This is a genomic window from Dokdonia sp. R78006 (genome assembly GCF_042466145.1).
Lineage (GTDB): Bacteria > Bacteroidota > Bacteroidia > Flavobacteriales > Flavobacteriaceae > Dokdonia.
The window spans coordinates 2,922,427-2,942,341 of record NZ_JAXHBU010000001.1 but is presented as its reverse complement, the minus strand read 5'-3'; the positions used below and the strand labels follow the sequence as shown (position 1 = coordinate 2,942,341).

General features: G+C 36.3%; 18 protein-coding genes. 7 read left to right on the top strand and 11 right to left on the bottom strand.

Annotated elements, in window-relative coordinates; genetic code table 11:
- The first annotated feature begins 26 nt into the window (after nucleotides 1-26).
- Nucleotides 27-2,483 (top strand): primosomal protein N', encoded by a 2,457-nt coding sequence (gene priA / locus SJY37_RS13045; protein ID WP_298325277.1) that lies wholly within the window; start codon nucleotides 27-29, stop codon nucleotides 2,481-2,483.
- 91 nt (nucleotides 2,484-2,574) lie between these two features.
- Here the strand turns inward: priA and SJY37_RS13040 are convergent, their stop codons facing one another.
- Entirely contained in the window at nucleotides 2,575-3,276 is a 702-nt protein-coding gene (locus SJY37_RS13040) for a LytTR family DNA-binding domain-containing protein (protein ID WP_013752083.1), read from the bottom strand.
- Between the two features lie 464 nt (nucleotides 3,277-3,740).
- On the opposite strand from SJY37_RS13040, the gene rpsF reads away from it, so the two are divergent.
- From rpsF to SJY37_RS13020, 4 genes are all read left to right on the top strand, one after another.
- The gene (gene rpsF, locus SJY37_RS13035) at nucleotides 3,741-4,082 is read left to right on the top strand and encodes a 30S ribosomal protein S6 (RefSeq protein ID WP_035336833.1); all 342 of its coding nucleotides are present in this window, start codon (nucleotides 3,741-3,743) and stop codon (nucleotides 4,080-4,082) included.
- A 3-nt stretch (nucleotides 4,083-4,085) separates the two neighbouring features.
- Entirely contained in the window at nucleotides 4,086-4,382 is a 297-nt protein-coding gene (rpsR, locus tag SJY37_RS13030; protein ID WP_108878900.1) for a 30S ribosomal protein S18, read from the top strand.
- 14 nt (nucleotides 4,383-4,396) lie between these two features.
- Nucleotides 4,397-4,849 (top strand): 50S ribosomal protein L9, encoded by a 453-nt coding sequence (rplI, locus tag SJY37_RS13025; RefSeq protein WP_013752086.1) that lies wholly within the window; start codon nucleotides 4,397-4,399, stop codon nucleotides 4,847-4,849.
- 99 nt (nucleotides 4,850-4,948) lie between these two features.
- Entirely contained in the window at nucleotides 4,949-5,425 is a 477-nt protein-coding gene (locus tag SJY37_RS13020) for a DUF6495 family protein (RefSeq protein WP_013752087.1), read from the top strand.
- Nucleotides 5,426-5,522: 97 nt separating this feature from the next.
- Here SJY37_RS13020 and SJY37_RS13015 read toward each other — a convergent pair whose 3' ends face one another.
- The gene (locus SJY37_RS13015; protein ID WP_298325264.1) at nucleotides 5,523-6,833 is read right to left on the bottom strand and encodes a DEAD/DEAH box helicase; all 1,311 of its coding nucleotides are present in this window, start codon (nucleotides 6,831-6,833) and stop codon (nucleotides 5,523-5,525) included.
- A 278-nt stretch (nucleotides 6,834-7,111) separates the two neighbouring features.
- Between SJY37_RS13015 and SJY37_RS13010 the strand changes: the two genes are divergently transcribed.
- Complete coding sequence (locus tag SJY37_RS13010) at nucleotides 7,112-10,330, top strand: TonB-dependent receptor (protein WP_298325262.1); 3,219 nt, start codon at nucleotides 7,112-7,114, stop codon at nucleotides 10,328-10,330.
- Nucleotides 10,331-10,409: 79 nt separating this feature from the next.
- Here the strand turns inward: SJY37_RS13010 and SJY37_RS13005 are convergent, their stop codons facing one another.
- The 7 genes from SJY37_RS13005 to clpB all read right to left on the bottom strand — a co-directional run bounded on the left by SJY37_RS13005 (nucleotide 10,410) and on the right by clpB (nucleotide 17,584).
- The gene (locus SJY37_RS13005) at nucleotides 10,410-11,057 is read right to left on the bottom strand and encodes a hemolysin III family protein (RefSeq protein ID WP_379953219.1); all 648 of its coding nucleotides are present in this window, start codon (nucleotides 11,055-11,057) and stop codon (nucleotides 10,410-10,412) included.
- The gene (locus SJY37_RS13000) at nucleotides 11,057-11,785 is read right to left on the bottom strand and encodes a TlpA family protein disulfide reductase (protein WP_379953218.1); all 729 of its coding nucleotides are present in this window, start codon (nucleotides 11,783-11,785) and stop codon (nucleotides 11,057-11,059) included. The genes SJY37_RS13005 and SJY37_RS13000 overlap by 1 nt, the downstream gene beginning before the upstream one ends.
- A gap of 850 nt (nucleotides 11,786-12,635) precedes the next feature.
- Complete coding sequence (locus tag SJY37_RS12995) at nucleotides 12,636-12,938, bottom strand: type II toxin-antitoxin system RelE/ParE family toxin (RefSeq protein WP_379953217.1); 303 nt, start codon at nucleotides 12,936-12,938, stop codon at nucleotides 12,636-12,638.
- Nucleotides 12,938-13,156, bottom strand: coding sequence for a hypothetical protein (locus tag SJY37_RS12990; protein ID WP_013752094.1), 219 nt, complete (start codon nucleotides 13,154-13,156; stop codon nucleotides 12,938-12,940). The genes SJY37_RS12995 and SJY37_RS12990 overlap by 1 nt, the downstream gene beginning before the upstream one ends.
- A 311-nt stretch (nucleotides 13,157-13,467) precedes the next feature.
- Nucleotides 13,468-13,920: a hypothetical protein gene (locus tag SJY37_RS12985; RefSeq protein WP_379953216.1), complete on the bottom strand. Its 453-nt coding sequence runs from the start codon at nucleotides 13,918-13,920 to the stop codon at nucleotides 13,468-13,470.
- A gap of 12 nt (nucleotides 13,921-13,932) precedes the next feature.
- Complete coding sequence (locus SJY37_RS12980) at nucleotides 13,933-14,661, bottom strand: DUF2971 domain-containing protein (protein WP_379953215.1); 729 nt, start codon at nucleotides 14,659-14,661, stop codon at nucleotides 13,933-13,935.
- A 316-nt stretch (nucleotides 14,662-14,977) separates the two neighbouring features.
- A complete protein-coding gene (gene clpB / locus SJY37_RS12975) occupies nucleotides 14,978-17,584 on the bottom strand; it encodes an ATP-dependent chaperone ClpB (protein WP_379953214.1) in 2,607 nt (868 codons plus the stop codon).
- Nucleotides 17,585-17,815: 231 nt separating this feature from the next.
- Between clpB and ytxJ the strand changes: the two genes are divergently transcribed.
- Entirely contained in the window at nucleotides 17,816-18,208 is a 393-nt protein-coding gene (ytxJ, locus tag SJY37_RS12970; RefSeq protein WP_013752097.1) for a bacillithiol system redox-active protein YtxJ, read from the top strand.
- On the opposite strand, the gene SJY37_RS12965 is transcribed toward ytxJ, so the two are convergent.
- Together SJY37_RS12965 and SJY37_RS12960 are read right to left on the bottom strand one after the other, a co-directional pair.
- Nucleotides 18,205-18,354: an SsrA-binding protein gene (locus SJY37_RS12965; RefSeq protein ID WP_379953213.1), complete on the bottom strand. Its 150-nt coding sequence runs from the start codon at nucleotides 18,352-18,354 to the stop codon at nucleotides 18,205-18,207. The genes ytxJ and SJY37_RS12965 overlap by 4 nt on opposite strands.
- A gap of 68 nt (nucleotides 18,355-18,422) precedes the next feature.
- Entirely contained in the window at nucleotides 18,423-19,607 is a 1,185-nt protein-coding gene (locus SJY37_RS12960) for a hypothetical protein (RefSeq protein ID WP_379953212.1), read from the bottom strand.
- Nucleotides 19,608-19,915: the final 308 nt, after the last annotated feature.

The following is a 19,915-nucleotide window of genomic DNA, read 5'->3' as shown; positions in this document are numbered from 1 at the left end:
TTCATACTTTCTTATCACAATTTACTATGCCTTATTTTATAGATGTTATACTTCCTATCCCTGTAGAGAATACGTTTACGTACCTCGTCTCTGAGGCAGAGTATAACTATATTCAAAAAGGGATGCGGGTTGCTGTTCCTTTTGGTAAAAAGAAAGTATATGCTTCTATCGTAAAAAACAAACATGAGCAGGCGCCTACAATTTATGAAGCCAAGGAAATACAGCAAATTCTAGATGAGGACCCAATAGTCACTGAAGAGCAGCTGAAATTCTGGAGTTGGATTGCAGATTACTATATGTGTACCGAAGGAGAGGTAATGCGTGCTGCGCTCCCTAAGGCTTTCTTGCTGGAAAGTGAGACTGTGATAAGACTTAAGGAAGATGGGCTTGATATAGATGAGACATCGCTTAAGGATGATGAGTTTCTCATATATGAAGCATTACAGCATCGATCAGAATTAAAGGTTCATGAGGTGATGGATATTCTAGACAAGAAGAAAATCCTTCCTTCTATACAGCGTTTAATTGATCAAGGTGTGATTGAGATGCAAGAAGAGATTTATGAGCAATACGTACCTAAGCTTGTAAAATTTATTACTATTGCGCCAGCATATGAAGGCGAGGAAGGGCTCACTAATGTAATAGAAGAATTATCTCGAGCTCCAAAACAAAGAGAAATGGTGCTCACATTTTTTTCGCTTAAAGCGAAAATAAATAAACCTATCTCATCTCAAGATTTACAAAAAGCATCTGGCGCTACTGCTAGTCAGCTCAAGGCGCTGGTGGATAAAGGTGTTTTTCAAACGTATCAGAAACGTCAAGACCGCGTAGGCTTTGACGGTGAAGTTTTTGAAACAAAGGTTCTCAATGAATACCAGCAGACGGCTTATAATGAGATAAAAAGTCATTTTGAAACTAAAGATGTTGCCTTGTTGCATGGAGTAACTGCATCGGGTAAAACGGAGATTTATGTGCAGCTTATTGAAGAGATGCTTGAATCTGGTGATCAAACACTCTACTTACTTCCAGAGATTGCACTTACTACGCAGTTAATAACTAGGCTACAAACATACTTTGGTGAGCGCGTAGCGATTTTTCACTCCAAATACTCAGTAAACGAGCGAGTAGAGGTGTGGAATAATGTATTAAAAAAGCTGGATAAAGCTCAAATTATTATTGGGGCACGTAGTGCACTTTTGTTGCCCTTTAGAGATTTAAAATTTATCGTAGTAGATGAGGAGCATGAAAGTAGTTTTAAGCAATACGACCCTGCGCCTAGGTATCATGCTCGTGATGCTGCTATTGTGCTAGGAGCAATGTTTAAAGCAAAAGTATTACTAGGGTCTGCAACGCCATCTATAGAAACAGTATACAACGCACAGCAAGGGAAATATGGTTATGTGTCTTTAAAACAACGACATGGAGGTATTTTAATGCCTGAGATTAATCTTGTAGATATTAAGGAGAAAAGCAAAAAACGTGAGATGACGGGTCACTTTTCTGACAGCTTAATACGCGCAATTACAGATGCACTAGCATTAGGGGAGCAGGTAATTCTCTTTCAAAATCGTAGGGGTTTCTCACCTATATTAGAGTGTACTACTTGTGGTCACGCACCGCAATGTCCTAATTGTGATGTAAGTCTTACCTATCATAAATACAGATCACAGCTACGTTGTCATTATTGTGGTTATAATATCGCATTACAGCAAAAATGTATGGCTTGTGGTAGCGCAGAGCTTACCACAAAGGGCTTTGGAACAGAGCAAATAGAATTAGAACTGAAAGAGCTGTATCCAGACAAATCTATTGCAAGAATGGATTCTGATACTACTAGAGGTAAGTATGGATTTGAAAAGCTTATCACTGCCTTCGAGCAAGAGCAAATAGATATTCTTGTAGGTACGCAAATGCTTACCAAAGGATTAGATTTTAGAAATGTAACTCTTGTAGGGATTATGAATGCAGATAGTATGCTCAATTTTCCAGATTTTAGAGCGCATGAACGCAGTTACCAATTGATTGCACAAGTATCGGGTAGGGCAGGGCGAACAGAAAAACAAGGTAAAGTACTCGTGCAGACTTATAATCCTTACCATCAGATCCTACAGCAGGTTTCTGCAAATAAGTTTGAAGAGATGTACAAGGAGCAATTAGAAGAACGACGTAATTTTAAGTATCCACCTTTTCATAGATTGATACGTATTACTTTAAAGCATCGAGATTATCAAAAAATAGAAGAGGCGAGTATCTGGCTCGCAAAAGCATTGCGTCAAACACTAGGAGCAGAAGCTGTTTTAGGACCTGAGACGCCTTCTGTAGCTAGAATAAGGAATCAATATAGACGTAATGTACTAATTAAGATAAGCCGCCGCCAAAAGTTATTATACACTAAGAAAGCTATAAAGCGTGTTGTAACAAGTTTTAATGCGATTGCTCCTTACAGAAGTGTACGGCTTGTGATAGATGTGGATTGTTATTAAATGAGATATTGAGTGCGTTTTATAGAAACAAAAAATCCCACTCAACGAGCGGGATTTTTAATTTTATATCTAAATTTTGTCTAACGTCTACTTATGCAGATAGAGCATCTATAAGCTCTGACTTTTTATGTCTTGATAAAGGAATTTTTTCTCCGTCTATCTCAATATTTCTACTGTTGTATTTATCTACCTTATCTATGTTGATAATGTAAGACTTGTGTATACGCATAAAACGTTCTGGTGGTAATTGTGCTACAAATGATTTCATCGTTGCAAGTACAACAATAGGATCATGCACAGTAACTAACTTTACGTAATCTCCAAGAGCAGTGATATATTTAAGCTCATTGAGCATCACTTTCTTTTTCTTTAGGTTACTTTTTACAAAGATATAGTCATCATCTTCGACAGCACCTTCAGTTTTTAGTTTGTGTAAACTTATTGCTTTGTAAACAGCATTTGTAAAGCGATCCTTAGTAAGTGGTTTACGTAAGTAATCGATTGCGTTATAGTTAAAAGCCTTGTAAGCGTATTTTGTCTTACCTGTCACAAATATAATCTGTGGCTTATGGATAAGATCATCAAGTAAATCAAATCCAGAGAGGATAGGCATTTCTATATCAAGAAAAAGCAGGTCTACTTTAGTCTCGATAAGACCATTTTTAGTTTCTATGGCATTGTTATATTCGGCAACTAGTCGTAAGTTCGGGTGATCATTGATCATCTTTACGATAGCTAGACGTTGTAAACTTGAATCATCCACAACTGCGCAGTCTAATAGTACTCCTTCCACAGCAATTAGTATTTAAATTAGGTTAAGTTTGTCAATATTAAGTAAAAATAACCTATTTACCAACAAAATCATGACTTTCATCGGGTATTCGTGCGATTGGTCGAATGATTTTTCCTTTATTCTCATAGGGAACGGCGATTTTAACGTCTTAATCGGTAAAAATTTGACTATTGACGATTAGGCGTAGGTTTAGACGAATTAAAGAGACTTAGAATTTCTGTTTTTAAACGACTTAACTTTAATTATAATCTATGAACTAGATGATAATTAGAACTACTTTGAGAAGTGTCCTTATTATATAGTAATTGCGTGGGTTCTGTAAATTCACTTTTTCGCGAAAGCGAAACTAAAAATTGTGTTCTATAATTAAGGTAGCTTTTTTTTAAATTTATAAACTAATTGCTATTTGAATATTGAAAGTAAATCGTTACTTTTGCACTCATTTTTAATTAAACTCATATTATATGAACCATTACGAAACTGTTTTCATCTTGAATCCCGTTTTATCTGATGATCAGATAAAGGAAACAGTAAAGAAGTACGAAGGTCTTCTTAAAGAAAAGGGCGCTAAGATGATTAGTAAAGAGGATTGGGGCTTAAAAAAGCTTGCATATCCTATCCAAAACAAGAAAAGCGGTTTTTACCACTTACTTGAATTTACTGTTGATGGACAAGCTATCAATGATTACGAACTAGCTTTTCGCCGTGACGAACGTGTGATGCGTTACCTTACGGTAGCACTTGATAAGCACGCGATCTCGTGGGCTGAAAGAAGACGTGAAAAACTAAAAAAGCAAAAAGCGTAAGTTATGGCATCTTTACAACAACAAGCAAAAGGAAAGAAGGACGGAGATATCAGATATCTTACGCCTCTTAACATTGAGACTAACAAAGCAAAGAAGTACTGTCGTTTTAAGAAATCTGGTATCAAGTATATCGATTACAAAGATGCAGACTGGCTAGCAGGTTTTGTAAACGAGCAAGGTAAATTGTTACCACGTCGTCTTACAGGAACTTCTTTAAAGTACCAACGTAAAGTGTCTGTAGCAGTAAAACGCGCACGTCATCTTGCATTGATGCCTTATGTAACTGATTTATACAAATAGAAACTAGATAACAGATGGAACTTATATTAAAGAAGGACGTTGAAAATCTAGGATTTGCAGACGATCTAGTAGAAGTAAAAAACGGATACGGTAGAAACTACCTAATCCCTAACGGTCATGCTGTACTTGCAACGCCTAGCGCAAAGAAAGTACTTGCAGAGAACCTTAAGCAACGCGCTCACAAAGAACAAAAATTTGTGGACGATGCACAGAAGCAAGCAGATAAACTTAACGGACTTGAAGTTAAGATTACTGCAAAAACTGGAGATGGAGACAAGCTTTTTGGATCTATTAATAATGCAGACGTTGCAGAATACCTAGCAAAAGAAGGTGTTTCTATCGATAAGAAATTTATTTCTATCGCAGGAAACGTTGTAAAACGCTTAGGTAACTATGAAGCAAAAGTACGTTTCCACAAGAATGTGGTAGCTACACTTCCTTTTGACGTAGTAGCAGAGGCTAACTAAGTCATTAGACATTATATGAAAAGCCGTTCTTACAACCGTAAGGACGGCTTTTTTATGAATTTTTTTTTTAAATACGCTTACGCGAAAAAGTGATTCACAATGAAATACGCTCGCCTTACAAAAGAACAACTAGAAGAACTAAAGCCAGAATTTATAAATTTTCTAGCAACGCAATCTATCACTGGTGATGAATGGGCAACCATTAAAGAAAAACAACCACAAGTAGCCGAAGAGGAAATAGATGTTTTCTCAGATCTTGTGTGGGAAGGTGTGCTTACCAAAGCACAATACCTAGAGCATGTATCTCCTAACCAGATGCACTTATTCTTACTAGGAGAAAATAATATGTCACTTATTGCTGTAAAAATCAATAAGGAAGATATAGACATCACCACTGCCGAAGGCTATGCATGGCTTAAAGAAAACTTAGGGGATGATGATGTTGTCTTTATGAGTGCAAGCAAAGATTATAGCGCAGATCGTAATGCAGATAAGTTTAAACTTATAAGTGAGGGTGCTGTGATAACTAGAGGTGACCTTTACAAATGGTTTGCTCGCTTTGTAGAAGTAAAATAATTCTTATAACCAAAATTGGTTATCATTAAAAAAGGATTGTAAAGACTACTTATTAAATGTAGTTTTTACAATCCTTTTCTGTTTTACAAATGCTTCTCTAGGCGTGTTGTATTCTTAGTTTTGCCTTTTTAAGTCGCTTATTATCTAATCTTTGTATCATTTCTTCTGCAATACTTTTATGTACAGCTACAAATGATTGTAAATTTTTGACCTCTATAGTACCTAGATGTTCTCTATCTATGTTTCCTTCTTTAAAAAAGAAACCAGCAATATCACCTTTAGAAATCTTATCCTTACGTCCTCCAGAAAGCTCTAAAGTTCGCCATTGTGATCCATCAGGGATACCTTTGTCATGTATGAACTCTTCATCCATTTGAGGCATAAACTCTGGAAGTTTCTCATCTTTCCAGTGTAATACGTATGCTGTACCTTCAGACTGCATACGAGCTGTACGACCATTACGGTGCGTAAACTCTTCTGCATGAATAGGTAAGTGGTAGTGAAGTATAAATTTTATTTCTGGCACATCAATACCACGGGCTGCAAGATCTGTAGCAAGTAGTAATTGGTGTGTACCGTTACGAAACTTTAGTAACGACAGCTCACGCTCTCTTTGTTCCATACCGCCATAAAAAGTCCCATGAGCAATGCCGCGATCACTAAGGTATTCACTTATACGTGCGATAGTTCCTTTGAAATTGCAAAAGATAATCCCTGGCTGATCGCCTAGATGGCACAACGCCTTAACAAGCATATCTAGCTTATCCTTATCTGGGGATACAATAGCTTTTATCTCAAGTTTTGATCCTCCTTCATGCAAGTAGTCTACTTCTACCGGAGTAGTAAGGCCTACAAACTTTGGGATCTCTATTCCTTGTGTAGCAGAGGTAAGCACTTTCTTTTCTAGAGCTGGTAGAAAACTAAGGATTTCTGTCATTTCTTCTTCAAAACCTACCTCTAGTGATTTATCAAATTCGTCTAGAATTAAAGTTTTAATGTGATCTGTAGAAAATGTCTCTCTGCGCATATGGTCTGCTAGTCTACCAGGCGTACCTATTAAAATAGCTGGACGATGTTTTATAGCTTGCCTATCTGTATTAAAACTTTGCCCACCATAAGCAGCATGAATTTTATACCCAGTCCCCATATTACGAGCTACATTTTCTATCTGGATAGCAAGCTCGCGAGAAGGAACGACAATAAGTAATTGCACTTCTTCACAATCTGGATCAAGTGCTTCTATTACAGGTAATAAAAAAGCGAGTGTTTTACCAGTACCCGTAGGAGATAGTAATATCACCTCTCTTGCAGATTGTATTGCTAGTTGAGCTGCTTCTTGCATCTCATTGAGGGTCTTAATCCCTAGCTTGGCAAGGATTTGTTTTTGCGTTTTTTGGTTACTTGTCATAGACTGCAAAGATAATTATTCATTCATGAGTTATCATATTTTATAGAGTACATGTGAAATTGTTGTTTGTGAATTAAATAAGTTCTTTTGAAAATTTTGGATTTATAACATGATGGTAATGAGGTGTTATCGATATTGTTTATGATGATTTTACGCTTTCGCGAAAGCGCACCTAAAAAGTATTTAACAATTGTTAAGAAAATGCTAAAGAAATGTTACTAAAATGAGCGTCTACCTTGATTTACTCTAGTATTTTTACGGAAACAAATTCAAACTTTATGTTCAAAAAAATTTTCTTATTAATTGTAGTACTTGGCGCTTTTAGTTTGCAAGCACAAGTAACTACTTCCTCTATTTCGGGAGTAGTAAATGGAGGTAGCGAGACTTTGCCAGGGGCAAATGTACTTGCAGTACACACTCCTACAGGTACAAAGTATGGAGCTATTACAAACTTTGACGGTCGTTTTAGTCTATTAAACCTACGTGTAGGTGGACCTTATACGATCACAATGAGTTATGTAGGTTTCCAAAGTCAGGAATTTACAGGCGTAACTCTTAATCTAGGAGAAACGTACAACGTTGAAGTAACACTGAGTGAAGATAGCAATGCGCTAGAAGAAGTAGTAATTACAGGTTCTCGTAATAATACTTTTAGTGATGGCCGCACAGGTGCAGCGACAAATGTAGGTGAGAGACAATTAAAGTCACTTCCTACAATATCTAGATCTGCAGCAGATTTTTACCGTCTAGAGCCTAGTGCTTCTAGTAATGGATCTTTTGGAGGACGTAACGATCAGTATAATAACTTTAGTCTTGATGGGGCGGTTTTTAACAATCCATTTGGACTTGATGCAGCGACTCCAGGAGGACAGACAGGTTCTCAACCTATATCTCTTGATGCTATTGAGCAAATTCAAGTAAGTACAGCTCCTTATGATGTAACGCTTTCTGGATTTACAGGAGCTTCTGTAAATGCAGTAACAAAAAGTGGTACTAATGAAGTAAAAGGAACTGTTTACGGTTTTTACAGAAATGAAGATCTTACAGGAGGTAAAGTAGGAGGAGATGACGTTTTTGTAGCAGACCAGAGCCAGAATACTTATGGTATCTCAATAGGGGGACCAATCATCAAAAACAAACTATTTTTCTTTGCAAACTTTGAAAAGGAATCTAGATCAGATCTTGGAGCTCCATGGGCACCTAACAGAAATACTGGAGCTATTAATGAGTCTCGCGTATTACCAGCAGATCTTGATGCTGTTTCTGCTGCACTAGGAAGTATCCAGTATGCAGACGGTTCTTTTTATGAGCCAGGAAGATATGAAGGATTTAACTTTGATGCAGGTTCTACAAAAGCACTTTTCAAGTTAGATTGGAACGTGAATGACAAGAACCGTGTAGCGCTTGTTTATAACTTACTACGCTCTTCTAAGGAAAATCCAGCAAACCCAAATGCAATTGCACTTCGTGGACCTAACCAGACTACATTGCAGTTTGAAAATGCAGGATATGAAATTAACAACAACATAGATTCTTTCCAGTTTGAGTGGAATAGCGACATAGCTAGTAACATTTCAAATAAATTACAAGTAGGTTACACGTTCTTTGATGATTTTAGAAAACCTTTTTCTACTCCAGGTCCATCTATAAACATTACAAAAGGAGGACAAAACTATATCATTGCTGGTCATGAGCCATTCTCAATTTCAAATGTACTTGAGCAACAAGTTTTCCAAATCACAAACAACTTGAATATTGTTTCTGGAAGTCACACATTTACTTTAGGAACGTCATTTGAGAAATTTAGCTTTTACAACTCATTTAACTTAACAGGATATGGTTTTGATTTATTTGGAAGCGTATCAATCGATCAAGACATGGATTTTGATGGTGATGGAGTACTAGATACAGATTATGTAAATGATACAACTGGAGAAACTGACCTTGTGGCTTTTCAAGATTTCTTAGTAAACCAATATCAAGGAACTTTCTTATCTGCAGAGGCAGAGTTTAACGAGAATAACGGTCTTCCTATTGGTGATCCAGCAGGATGGGCACTTGCCGAAACTAACGTAGGGCAGTTCTCTCTTTATGGACAAGATCAATGGAAAGCAACAGATGATTTAACTCTAACACTAGGGCTACGTCTTGATAAGCCATTATACTTTGATACAGAAGATAAAATTCAAGAGAACATTGATCGTAAAGGAACGTACCAACCAGAAAACGTTTATGTAGATCCATCTACGGGAGAAGATATTCTTCTAGATAGTACAGTACTTCCAGACAATGGATTCTTATTCTCACCTAGATTAGGTTTTAACTGGGATGTAGAAGGCGATAAGACTTTCCAAGTACGTGGAGGAACAGGGATATTTACAGGTCGTTTTCCTTTTGTATGGTTAGGTAACCAAGTACAAGGTGTTGACTTTTTCTTCTACCAGACAGTAGATCAAGATTTCAAATGGCCACAAGTATGGAGATCTAATATAGGTGTAGATTACCGCCTAGATAATGGTGTAGTACTTACAGGAGACTTCTCTTACACAAAAGATCTTAACGCTGCGCACGTTCAAAACTGGGCACTTGATAATCCATCTGCTACCTTACAAGGTGTAGATAACAGACCTATCTATCAAGCTTCAGATTTTTCTACTAATGCCTTTGGAGGACCTACAAATGCGTATGTATTTACAAACTCTGATAACGGTCGTACAATTAACGCTACATTAAAAGCAGAAAAATCATTTGGTAACGGACTTTATGCAAGTGTAGCATATAACTACCTAGATTCTAAAAATGTAAACTCTATTGACGCAGAGATTACAGGTGATGCTTTTAACGCAAATGCAATACGTGGTAATGCAAATGATGCAGTATTATCAAACTCACGTTATGGTGATCAGCACAGAGTAATTGCTGTAGCTTCAAAGAAATTTGAGTATGGTGATGGCAAATTTGCTACTACCATTTCTACATTTGCAGAGTGGGCTAGAGGAGGACGTTTTAATTATACGTATGCTGGTGATGTTAACGGTGACGGAAGTAACTTTAACGACCTTATTTACATCCCAACTGCTGGAGAAGTATCACAGCAAAATTTTGCTACACCAGAGCAAGCAGCAGCATTTAATCAGTACATCGAGCAAGATGATTACTTAAGTGATAATCGTGGTCAATATGCAGAGCGTTATGGAGCACTTGCACCATGGAGAAGCCGTGTTGACTTCCGTTTATTACAAGATTTTAATTTTGATGTAAAAGGAAAGAAAAACACAATCCAGTTTAGTGTTGACGTTCTTAACTTAGGAAACTTCATCAATTCTGATTGGGGACTTGTTGAGCAACCTAACAGTATCCAGCCAGTAAGTGTAAGCGTTGCAGACGGTGTACCTACATACACGTTCAACGAAGAGCTTACTCAAACATTTGGAACAGATGCAAGTCTTTTAAACAGATGGCAAGCACAACTAGGACTACGTTATATCTTTAACTAGTCTATTGTAGCTCTTTACTATTAGCAATAAAAATGCCCCTCATTGAGGGGCATTTTTTGTTTTATAATCTTCGAAAGGTTTAAATTCCTACGTAGTTGTAAACTGCAATAAAGTGAGAGGCTGTTCCTCCCAAAACAAATACATGAAAAATAGCATGATTATAAGGAATGCGAGAAATGCTATAAAGAACAGCACCTATCGTATATAAAATACCTCCAGTAAAAAGCCATTGCACACCAGCTGGATCAAGGTTTGCTAGTAGTGGTTTGTATGCAAAAACGATAAGCCAACCCATCGCTACATAAAGTATGGTAGAAAGAATATCAAATCGTCCTGTAAAAAAAAGTTTTAATATTATTCCGAATAAAGCAATAGACCATGCAATCCCAAAAATCCACCATCCAGTACTTCCTTCCAGAGTTACAAGTGTAAAAGGTGTATATGTCCCTGCTATGAGCACATAGATAGCCGCGTGATCAAATATCTTTAGTCTAGCTCTACGTATAGGTTTTACAGCGCTGTGGTAAGCCGTAGATGCAAAATATAGCAGAGACATACTTACTCCAAAAATGATGAGACTAATGGTTGCTGTGGTTGATACGCTTTCGCGAAAACATAAAAAACCCAATGCAACTACACTAGCTACAAAACCAAAACCATGCGTCCAGATATTGAGCTTTTCCTCAAGTGGAGAGTAATCTAGAGTTGGTTCTACAGTGTTTTCCATTAGTTATCTGCAAGTAAGTAATCTAGGTGTTCCTTAAGAATTTCTGTAACCTCTGCGGCTGGGCCTCTGCCTTGGGCCATTACTGCATTTTCTACAAAACGCACGGTACCATTACGGTCCATAAATACGAGTTTAGGATACGTATTGGTTTTTAAGTCCTGTTTTAAATAGCTGGCACCATCTACTAAGTGTTCAAAATCAAAAGGTTTCTTGGTTAAAAAATTATCAATTTTACTTTTTGGCTCAAAAGTGATCGCAATAAAATTTACGCGATCTTCATATTGCTTTTTAAGATCATTAAGATATGGAATCTCAGCAATACAAGGAGGGCAGCTTGTAAACCATAAGTTGATGAGTGTAATTTTATCATTATAACTCTCCTTAGATTTTAATCCATTTGCAAGATCTTGCAGCTGAAAGTCGGGTAGGGGTTTATTAATTAAGCCATTTACCCCTACATTAATATCTAGAGGCGCGCTATTAGATTGCGAAAGCATCACCTCAACCTCTTGTATAATTGAGTCTTGTCGCACACGAGAATGGCGAACTTTAAAGTTGGCTTGTGTATACTTATAATTGCCCTGTGCACCGTAAACCTCTTCTATAGATTTTAGTTTGGCTTGAAAGCTTTCCTCGTCATAGGTGTCACCTTGAAAGGTATAGTAGTTTTGTTGAGCGCTTAAAGAGAACGCAACAAATAGTATAAATAGGAATGGAATATTTTTCATGGTATATGTATGTGTTACAAAGATAGCTATTGCTATCAAACACGCACCTATATACATTTATCGTGCCTTAGTGTGGGTTAGGGGGATTTTGTTACGATAGTTTAGGACACTATAAATTTTGATTTTGTTTCTAACTGAGTTCTTTATTGCCAATAGTTTTTTCTTTTTATTACGTTAATATTGTTTGCTTTTGAAAATAATTATAATTAGAGGAAATAAAGTCAGAATCAATAAATTCCCAATTCCAGGTGAAAAATCCTGAATCGGAAATGATAACGAAAATACTGCTCCAATAAAGTAAAGAATTGAGAAAACAATAAACAAAATCAAAAATGTATTTCTCCAAACAATTTTTTAGAAAGTTGAAATCCGATTGTTAAAATCAGAATTGGTAAATAAAATACAATCAGGTCAATTTCTTTAAACACAAAATTTGGAATCCAATGTAATTCTTCCGTTTCGTAGTTATGTCCAAAAGAGTATGAATTGGGAACAATTAGAATCAGAAATACGATTAGGTCCAAAATACTAACAGTTTTATTTTCCTTTATGTAATTCCAGATTTTAATCATCATTTCAATTCATTACCAACAGGCCCCTAAATAAAGACAATTTAACTCCAACAACTATTGGTTGTGCAAGTAAGCCTATTGCGTAGTTCTATAATTGATTATTTAAATATACAGATATTTGCGTTTTCACGCATCGCATAGACAGTTTTCAATTTCCGGTGTAATCGGGACGCTTCATGTATTGTTGTGACCGTTGCAACCAATATTGAACTTTCTATAAATGAGACGTATACTCTTTGGCAAACAGCCGCAGTGGTTTTATGTATGGTGAGTTTTTCTTAAATATCCTTTCTTAGTTTGTCAGGATTTTGTCTTGTATCAAAAATTGTAATGATTTCAATTTCGTCTAGTCTTGTCGAAATTCTATAATAAAAGGTAGTTTGTTTTGTTACAACACACTTATACAAGCCTTTGAGTTCTGAAGATTGAGGGCAGCTTTCTGGTTGAAAAGATATCTGTTTAATTTTTTCAGTTAGCTTTTCAATAAATGTATCACGTGTTTTTGAATTCCAATTTTCTAAAAGATATTCGGATAGTATCAGGAGTTTTCTTTCTGCTAATTCAGATAAGAATACCTTCATTAAGAAATCTTTTTCAAGAATGAATCAAAAGAAACTCGTTTTCCACTATCAAGCTGATTAATTCCTTCTTTAATTTCACTTTGTTCAGAAGTAGTTAATTCATTCCAAAAATCAACTTTTTCAGCATTTACAAAGTCAGCTACTTTTTGAATAAAATCACTATTTTCTATCGCTAAGATAGTTTTTACTAATTCTATTTTTGTTGATTGAATATCCATATTAATTGAGTTAACTCATCAAATATACAAAAAGAGTTTTTATCAGTTTGATGAGTCTTATGCATCCCAGCATGATACTACATAAAGCAAGCGGATCTCCCGTTAGCTATCGGCGCTTCTAATATTCCTGTTTTATTATTTTTTAATTGATCGTTTATATACAAGTATTTAAGAAGGATGATGCTTTCGCGGAAGGGTAAATTGGAGAGGGCTCTGCGATGTGAATTATGGATCAAACTTAGCTTAAAAGCTTGTGCTGAGCGCAGTCGAAGTAGGCTTGTTTTTTAACTCAGTTCTTTGTTAGCCAAAGTTTATTTTTTTGCGAAATGATTTATTCTCAATTCAGATTTTGCATCTGCTTTACTTATTGACACAATCGGAAGTTCATATAATTTGTTTATATAATTTATTCTATTAGTGAGTGTACTTGTTTTTTCTTTTTCCTCAAGTGTTGTAAATGAATCGTGTTTACCATAAGGAACACGATCAACAATAATAATATCAAATACGTTTTGTTTGATATGACCATTTATCTCAATTTTCTTTTCAAAGAGCTCTTTAAAATTTATTAAGTTTAATCCTTCTAATGTTTCAGTTGAATATTTCTCAGTTGCAATTAATACTCTTTTATCCTCTAGTTTTTTGCTTATTTCAACTATTAATTCATTTTCTATGTTTTGGTCAAGCGGAACCATTACTTTAATTAATTGATTCCCTAAAGAAACAGTATTTGATACTTGATTCGCTATTGTTATGTAATTCATTATTAGCCAAAGTTATCTTATTAATTTTCGTTTTAATTTAAACATAAATGGTTCTTTTGATAATTGAAAAACCTTAATTTTTTTGAGATTACAAATTTTCAATATTTCAGCTTTATCATTTTCAGAAATCTCTATGCCAAGAATGACTTCCGAAATAAACTCATCAGGGTATTTTATTATTCTATCTTTTTTAGTAAGCCCTTCAAGTTTTAGGTTAATTAATCTAAATTCCTCTTCGTATTTCCATTCACTTGCTTTATGACCAAGTTGTAGAAATGAATCTTGAATTGGTTCTATCCTTTTCAAAGGATTCCTTTCAGGGAATTTTGTAGTATAGTTAACTTCAAAACCTGCACCAAATAGACTAGACTTTCTCATTAAGTCTTCTCTAAAGCCAATACAAAAACCTTTATGATTATTTCCATAATGTGACCACATTAATAATGAATTCCACTTTTTTGATAGGGAGAAAATACCATAACAATCATTAATCTGTTTGAAAAAATGATTTTGGTGATTCTGTTGTACTTCTTCAGGGTTTTTAAATCTTTTCTTAAAGTTATTACTAATTTTTTCTATGTCGCTTTTCGTGAGTTTGCTTAATTTATCCTCATGTTTGGACTCAATATATTCCATAAACTGGTCAATTTTTTCTTGAGTATTTAACAAGTGATAATTTTCAGGAATTCGGCAATCAAAAGGGTCGTTAAAAGAACCTTGGTGAAGCCATAAACATTTCATTTTTAGTTAAAATGTTTTTATGATGTTCATCTGACCAATCTCTATATTTATATAATATCACAGGATTTAAATGTAATTATTGATTAGGATAATTTTGGCTAACAGGCCACTAAATAAAGCGAGTGCGGCATATTTAGCAAGCTCAGCACAAGCCTTCCTGAAATGGCTGTTTTTTATTTTTTAATTGATTGCTTAAATATACACTTATTAGTGTATTCGTCACCGCACAAACAGCCCTAAAAACTTACCACTCAGGCCACAAAAAAAGTGGATACCTATCGCTAGATATCCACTTTTCATCATCGTCAATTAATCCTTATTCTTCTTCTCCTGTAATTTCTGCTTCATTTCTAAAGACTAATTTATCGTCAAAGGAATCTACGAGTATCACACTATCAGATGCTACTTTACCGCTCAAAATTTCTTTTGATAACTGGTTAAGCACTTCACGTTGCATTGCTCGCTTTACAGGTCTTGCACCATATTCTGGTTGGAATCCGGCTTCAGAGATAAAATCTATTGCTTGTTTTGTAGCATCTAGGGTTATGTTCTGTTGAGAGAGCATTTTTTGAATCCCTTTAAACTGCAATTTCACAATATCTCTAATATCTTTTCGCGTAAGCGGACTAAACATTACAATGTCGTCGATTCTATTTAAGAATTCTGGTCTTATGTTTTGTTTAAGCAAACCTAGTACGTCAACTTTTGCAGACTCCATCGCAGCATCTACATCCGGAATCGCCTCAAAACGTTCTTTGATAATCTCACTTCCCATGTTTGAGGTCATGATAATAATCGCGTTTCTAAAGTCGGCAGTACGTCCTTTGTTATCTGTAAGTCTACCTTCATCAAGCACCTGTAACAACACGTTAAAGGTATCTGGGTGTGCTTTTTCAATCTCATCGAGTAATACCACGGAGTAAGGACGACGTCGTACGGCCTCCGTAAGCTGGCCACCTTCATCATAACCTACATATCCTGGAGGCGCTCCTACAAGACGACTCACACTGTGACGCTCTTGATACTCACTCATATCAATACGCGTCATTGCATTTTCATCATCAAAGAGATACTCTGCAAGTGCCTTTGCAAGTTCTGTTTTACCTACACCGGTCGTTCCTAAGAATAAGAAGGAACCAATTGGCTTTTTTTGATCTTGCAATCCTGCACGACTACGTCGTACAGCATCACTTACTGCTACAATAGCTTCTCGTTGTCCCACTACACGTTTGTGCAGCTCGTCTTCTAGCTGAAGTAACTTCTCACGCTCACCCTGCAACATCTTTTGAACAGGAATACCGGTCCATTTTGCTACAACTTCTGCAATGTCTTCGCTTGTTACTTCCTCTTTAATAAGCGAGGTATCTGCATGACTTGCGAGATCTTTTTGAAGTTCTTCTAGATGTTCTTGAGCATCCTTGATTTTCCCATAACGCAACTCTGCTACAAGGCCATAGTTTCCTTCACGCTCTGCGATTTCTGCTTCTATTTTATAGTTTTCTATGTCTTGCTTTGCCGTCTGTACACTCTCTACAATGTCTTTTTCTGATTGCCATTGTGCATTGAGATCGTTACGCTCCTCCTTAAGGTTTGCAAGATCTGCACGTAGGCTTTTGAGCTTATCTTCATCTTTCTCACGCTTGATTGCCTCAATCTCAATCTCTAGTTGCATCACACGACGGTCTAATACATCCAGCTCTTCTGGCTTAGAGTTGATTTCCATACGCATTTTTGCGGCAGCTTCATCCATCAAGTCAATTGCCTTGTCTGGTAAAAATCTGCTCGTGATATAGCGTTGTGATAATTTTACCGCTGCGATGATTGCATCATCTTTGATACGCACCTTGTGGTGTGTTTCATATTTATCTTTAATACCTCTTAAAATAGAGATGGCACTTTCTGTATCTGGCTCGTCTACTACCACTTTCTGGAATCTACGTTCAAGTGCCTTATCTGCTTCAAAGTATTTTTGATACTCATCAAGCGTAGTAGCACCTATTGCACGTAGTTCTCCACGCGCTAGTGCGGGTTTTAAGATGTTTGCCGCATCCATCGCTCCTTGTCCGCCACCAGCACCTACAAGTGTGTGTATCTCATCTATAAAGAGTACGATATCGCCATCACTTTCTGTTACTTCTTTAATAACCGCTTTAAGACGTTCTTCAAATTCTCCTTTAAATTTTGCTCCAGCAATAAGCGCACCCATATCGAGGGCAAATATTTGCTTGTTCTGTAGGTTTTCTGGGATGTCACCATCTACAATTCTATGCGCTAGACCCTCGGCAATGGCTGTTTTACCAGTACCTGGCTCTCCTACGAGTATAGGATTGTTCTTTGTACGACGCGTTAAGATTTGTAATATGCGTCGTATTTCTTCATCACGTCCTATTACAGGATCTAGTTTACCATTACGCGCGAGTTCATTTAAGTTTTTTGCGTATTTGTTTAAAGAATTGTAGGTTTCTTCGGCACTTTGGGAAGTTACACGATTTCCTTTACGTACTTCGTCAATCGCGGCACGTAAATGCTTTTCTGTCACTCCTTGATCTTTTAAGATTTGAGCTACTTTGCTTTTAGTGCTAAAGATTGCGAGTATTAAATGCTCGATAGAGACATATTCATCGTTCATTTTTTTAGCAATAATACTAGCCTCCGTGAGTGCTTTATTTGCCTCCCGACCTAGTACAATATCTCCACCAGATACTTTTGGATAGCTCTGTAACGTACTATCAAGTACTTGCTGGAATAACGGAATATTTACATCAAGCTTTTGAAGTAAGAATGGAGTAACGTGCTCATCTATTTCAAAAATTGCTTTAAAAATGTGCTCATTTTCTATCTGCTGGTGACCCATTTCCTGAGCAATTTGCTGTGCTCTTTGGATGGCCTCCTGTGATTTTATGGTATAATTATTTATATTCATAGTATATGTTTAATAGACTTTAAAAGAGATAAGTACCTCTCTTTAATGTCTTGGTTTGTCCTTTGTTTGATGGACTAAAGTCAATTATTATTCCACAGCGGCATATAGACAAAATGTCTTGTAAACTCTTGTATCAGCTGACTTTATGACTTATTTAAGAACTATTTCACGCTTTCGCGAAAGCGTAACACAGACACAACGACTACCTTTGTAAAAAAGAACTTAATTACAATGGGAATATTCAATTCAATGTTTGGAGGAGATAAGGAGCCAAAAGAGGAAAAAGCACCTATGCCTTGGAAGCAATTAACCACTTTAGAGCAACTCGATCAAATCGCAAAAGATTCTGAAACGAAGCCACAGGCAATTTTTAAGCATTCTACAACTTGTGGTATAAGCCGTATGGTAATACGCCAGTTAGAATCTCAGTACGATATAGACCCTAATCAGTTAGATATTTATTATTTAGACCTTAAGGCGTATAGAGAAGTGTCTAACGAAGTGGGATATAAATTTCAAGTAATACATCAAAGTCCGCAAATGATTTTAATCAAAAATGGGACAGCGGTTTATGCAGATAGTCATGGAGCGATAAGTGCACAAGCACTCGCCGAAAAGATTTAATCTAACGCTCTTATTGTAACCCAGATTCTATACCCAAAAATCGCAAGCTGTATTTTACTAGCTTGTGTAAGGTCGAGACCACGTTTTGAATAGGAGGGAAGTACTGCCTTATTAACTTTGGCAAGAAATTTATAGAGTGTTTGCATACCGTCAAAAGTAGCTAAAAAACAAAGCCGTAACGCATAGCGTTACGGCTTTTATCTGTTTGTAAAGACTAGTTATTATTTCTTAGAATAATATCCTTAATGCGATTTTTAATGTCTTCACCAGCGTCGTACACCATTTGCTCATTAGTAGGAAACGGAACTGCTCTATTGCGAGTGCGATCATAAAGCTCATCTTCTAGTGCTCTTCTATCACCTCTATAGGTAGCATATCTGTGATCAAAAATAAACTCAGATGCTAGCGGAAGCGACTGCAAGACCTGATTAGTATTACTATCAGAATAGCGCACGCGGCCTACTACATTTACAGCTTTGTTCTGGATAAACTCAAAGTACGTGCAACGTACAGTAATCATATTATCTACCAGTACTTTCTCACCATCCTCATCATAAACCACATTACCATCTTCATCCTTTAGAACGATGCTACCGTCTTTAATGAGTTTTTCTTGTTGCACCTCTCTTTCTTTGATGCGCTCTGGTGAAATATTAATCTCTGTAAAAGCAACTTCCATATTGTAATCGTAGGATACCTCATTAAGCGGATTGCTATGATACACGGTCCAGAAATCGTTGAGACCATAGGTCGAGAAGTCTAATAATTCGTTTTCTAATCGTACTGGTAACGCTATGTTACTATCATTAAATAAAGTCACTGCAACAAAGTCTGTCCCTTTGAGATGTACAGATTCCATCATATTTTTAATGTCTTTATAACCTGGCTTAAGCGTATTTAAATAAGCTAGATCATCATAAATATTACGATAATCCTCTTTTGATGATGCAGCGGTTATGGCATCAAGGCTACTACTATATAACGAAGCAGCTAGTTTTTCCTTAGAAGATATGAGTTTATCGGTGTAGTTTACAAAGTCAAAACGTGCAGATCTATTCTCGTCAATTACTTGTAAAGGTAAGATAGGTCTTATACGATCTTGACGTCTTTGTAACGATACATAGGTCTCATAAATTTCCTCAAGATTTGTTTCCTGATTTTCTTTTACGAGAAATGAAATACGATCTGCATCGCGCGCAGATGCTTTTGCAAATGCATCTTCAAGAAGGAGCACAAAGTCTTGCTTATTCTTTTTATCTGGATTGCGTTGCAACTTCTTAAGAGTAATTGCGATGGCATCATCATAATTACCGCTATTAAGCGTTGCAGTAGTCTTTTTTACCGAATTGCAGCTTACTACAAATACGGTAGTAAGGATTGCGAGAAATAAATTTTTCATCGTACAATGGGTATTGATTGGTGATGACAACTCCAACGAGCGTTCCAAAATTATAAAAGCCCAAATGTAGCTGAAAATATTTTATCGGAAAGAATGGGAGGGATGTGATTAGTACGCTTTCGCGAAAACGTGCTATATCTAAAGTAAGTTTTTAAAAAACACACACAGAGCAGGCCTTAACTCGGCGGTGTGAAGAGGTCAATTATTTATCCGAAGATAAGTTCTAATGCAGTGATGATAATTTGGATCATTTTTGATTGTTTTTAATTGATTGATAAAGATTGATGAATGTTGATTGATGATTGCTG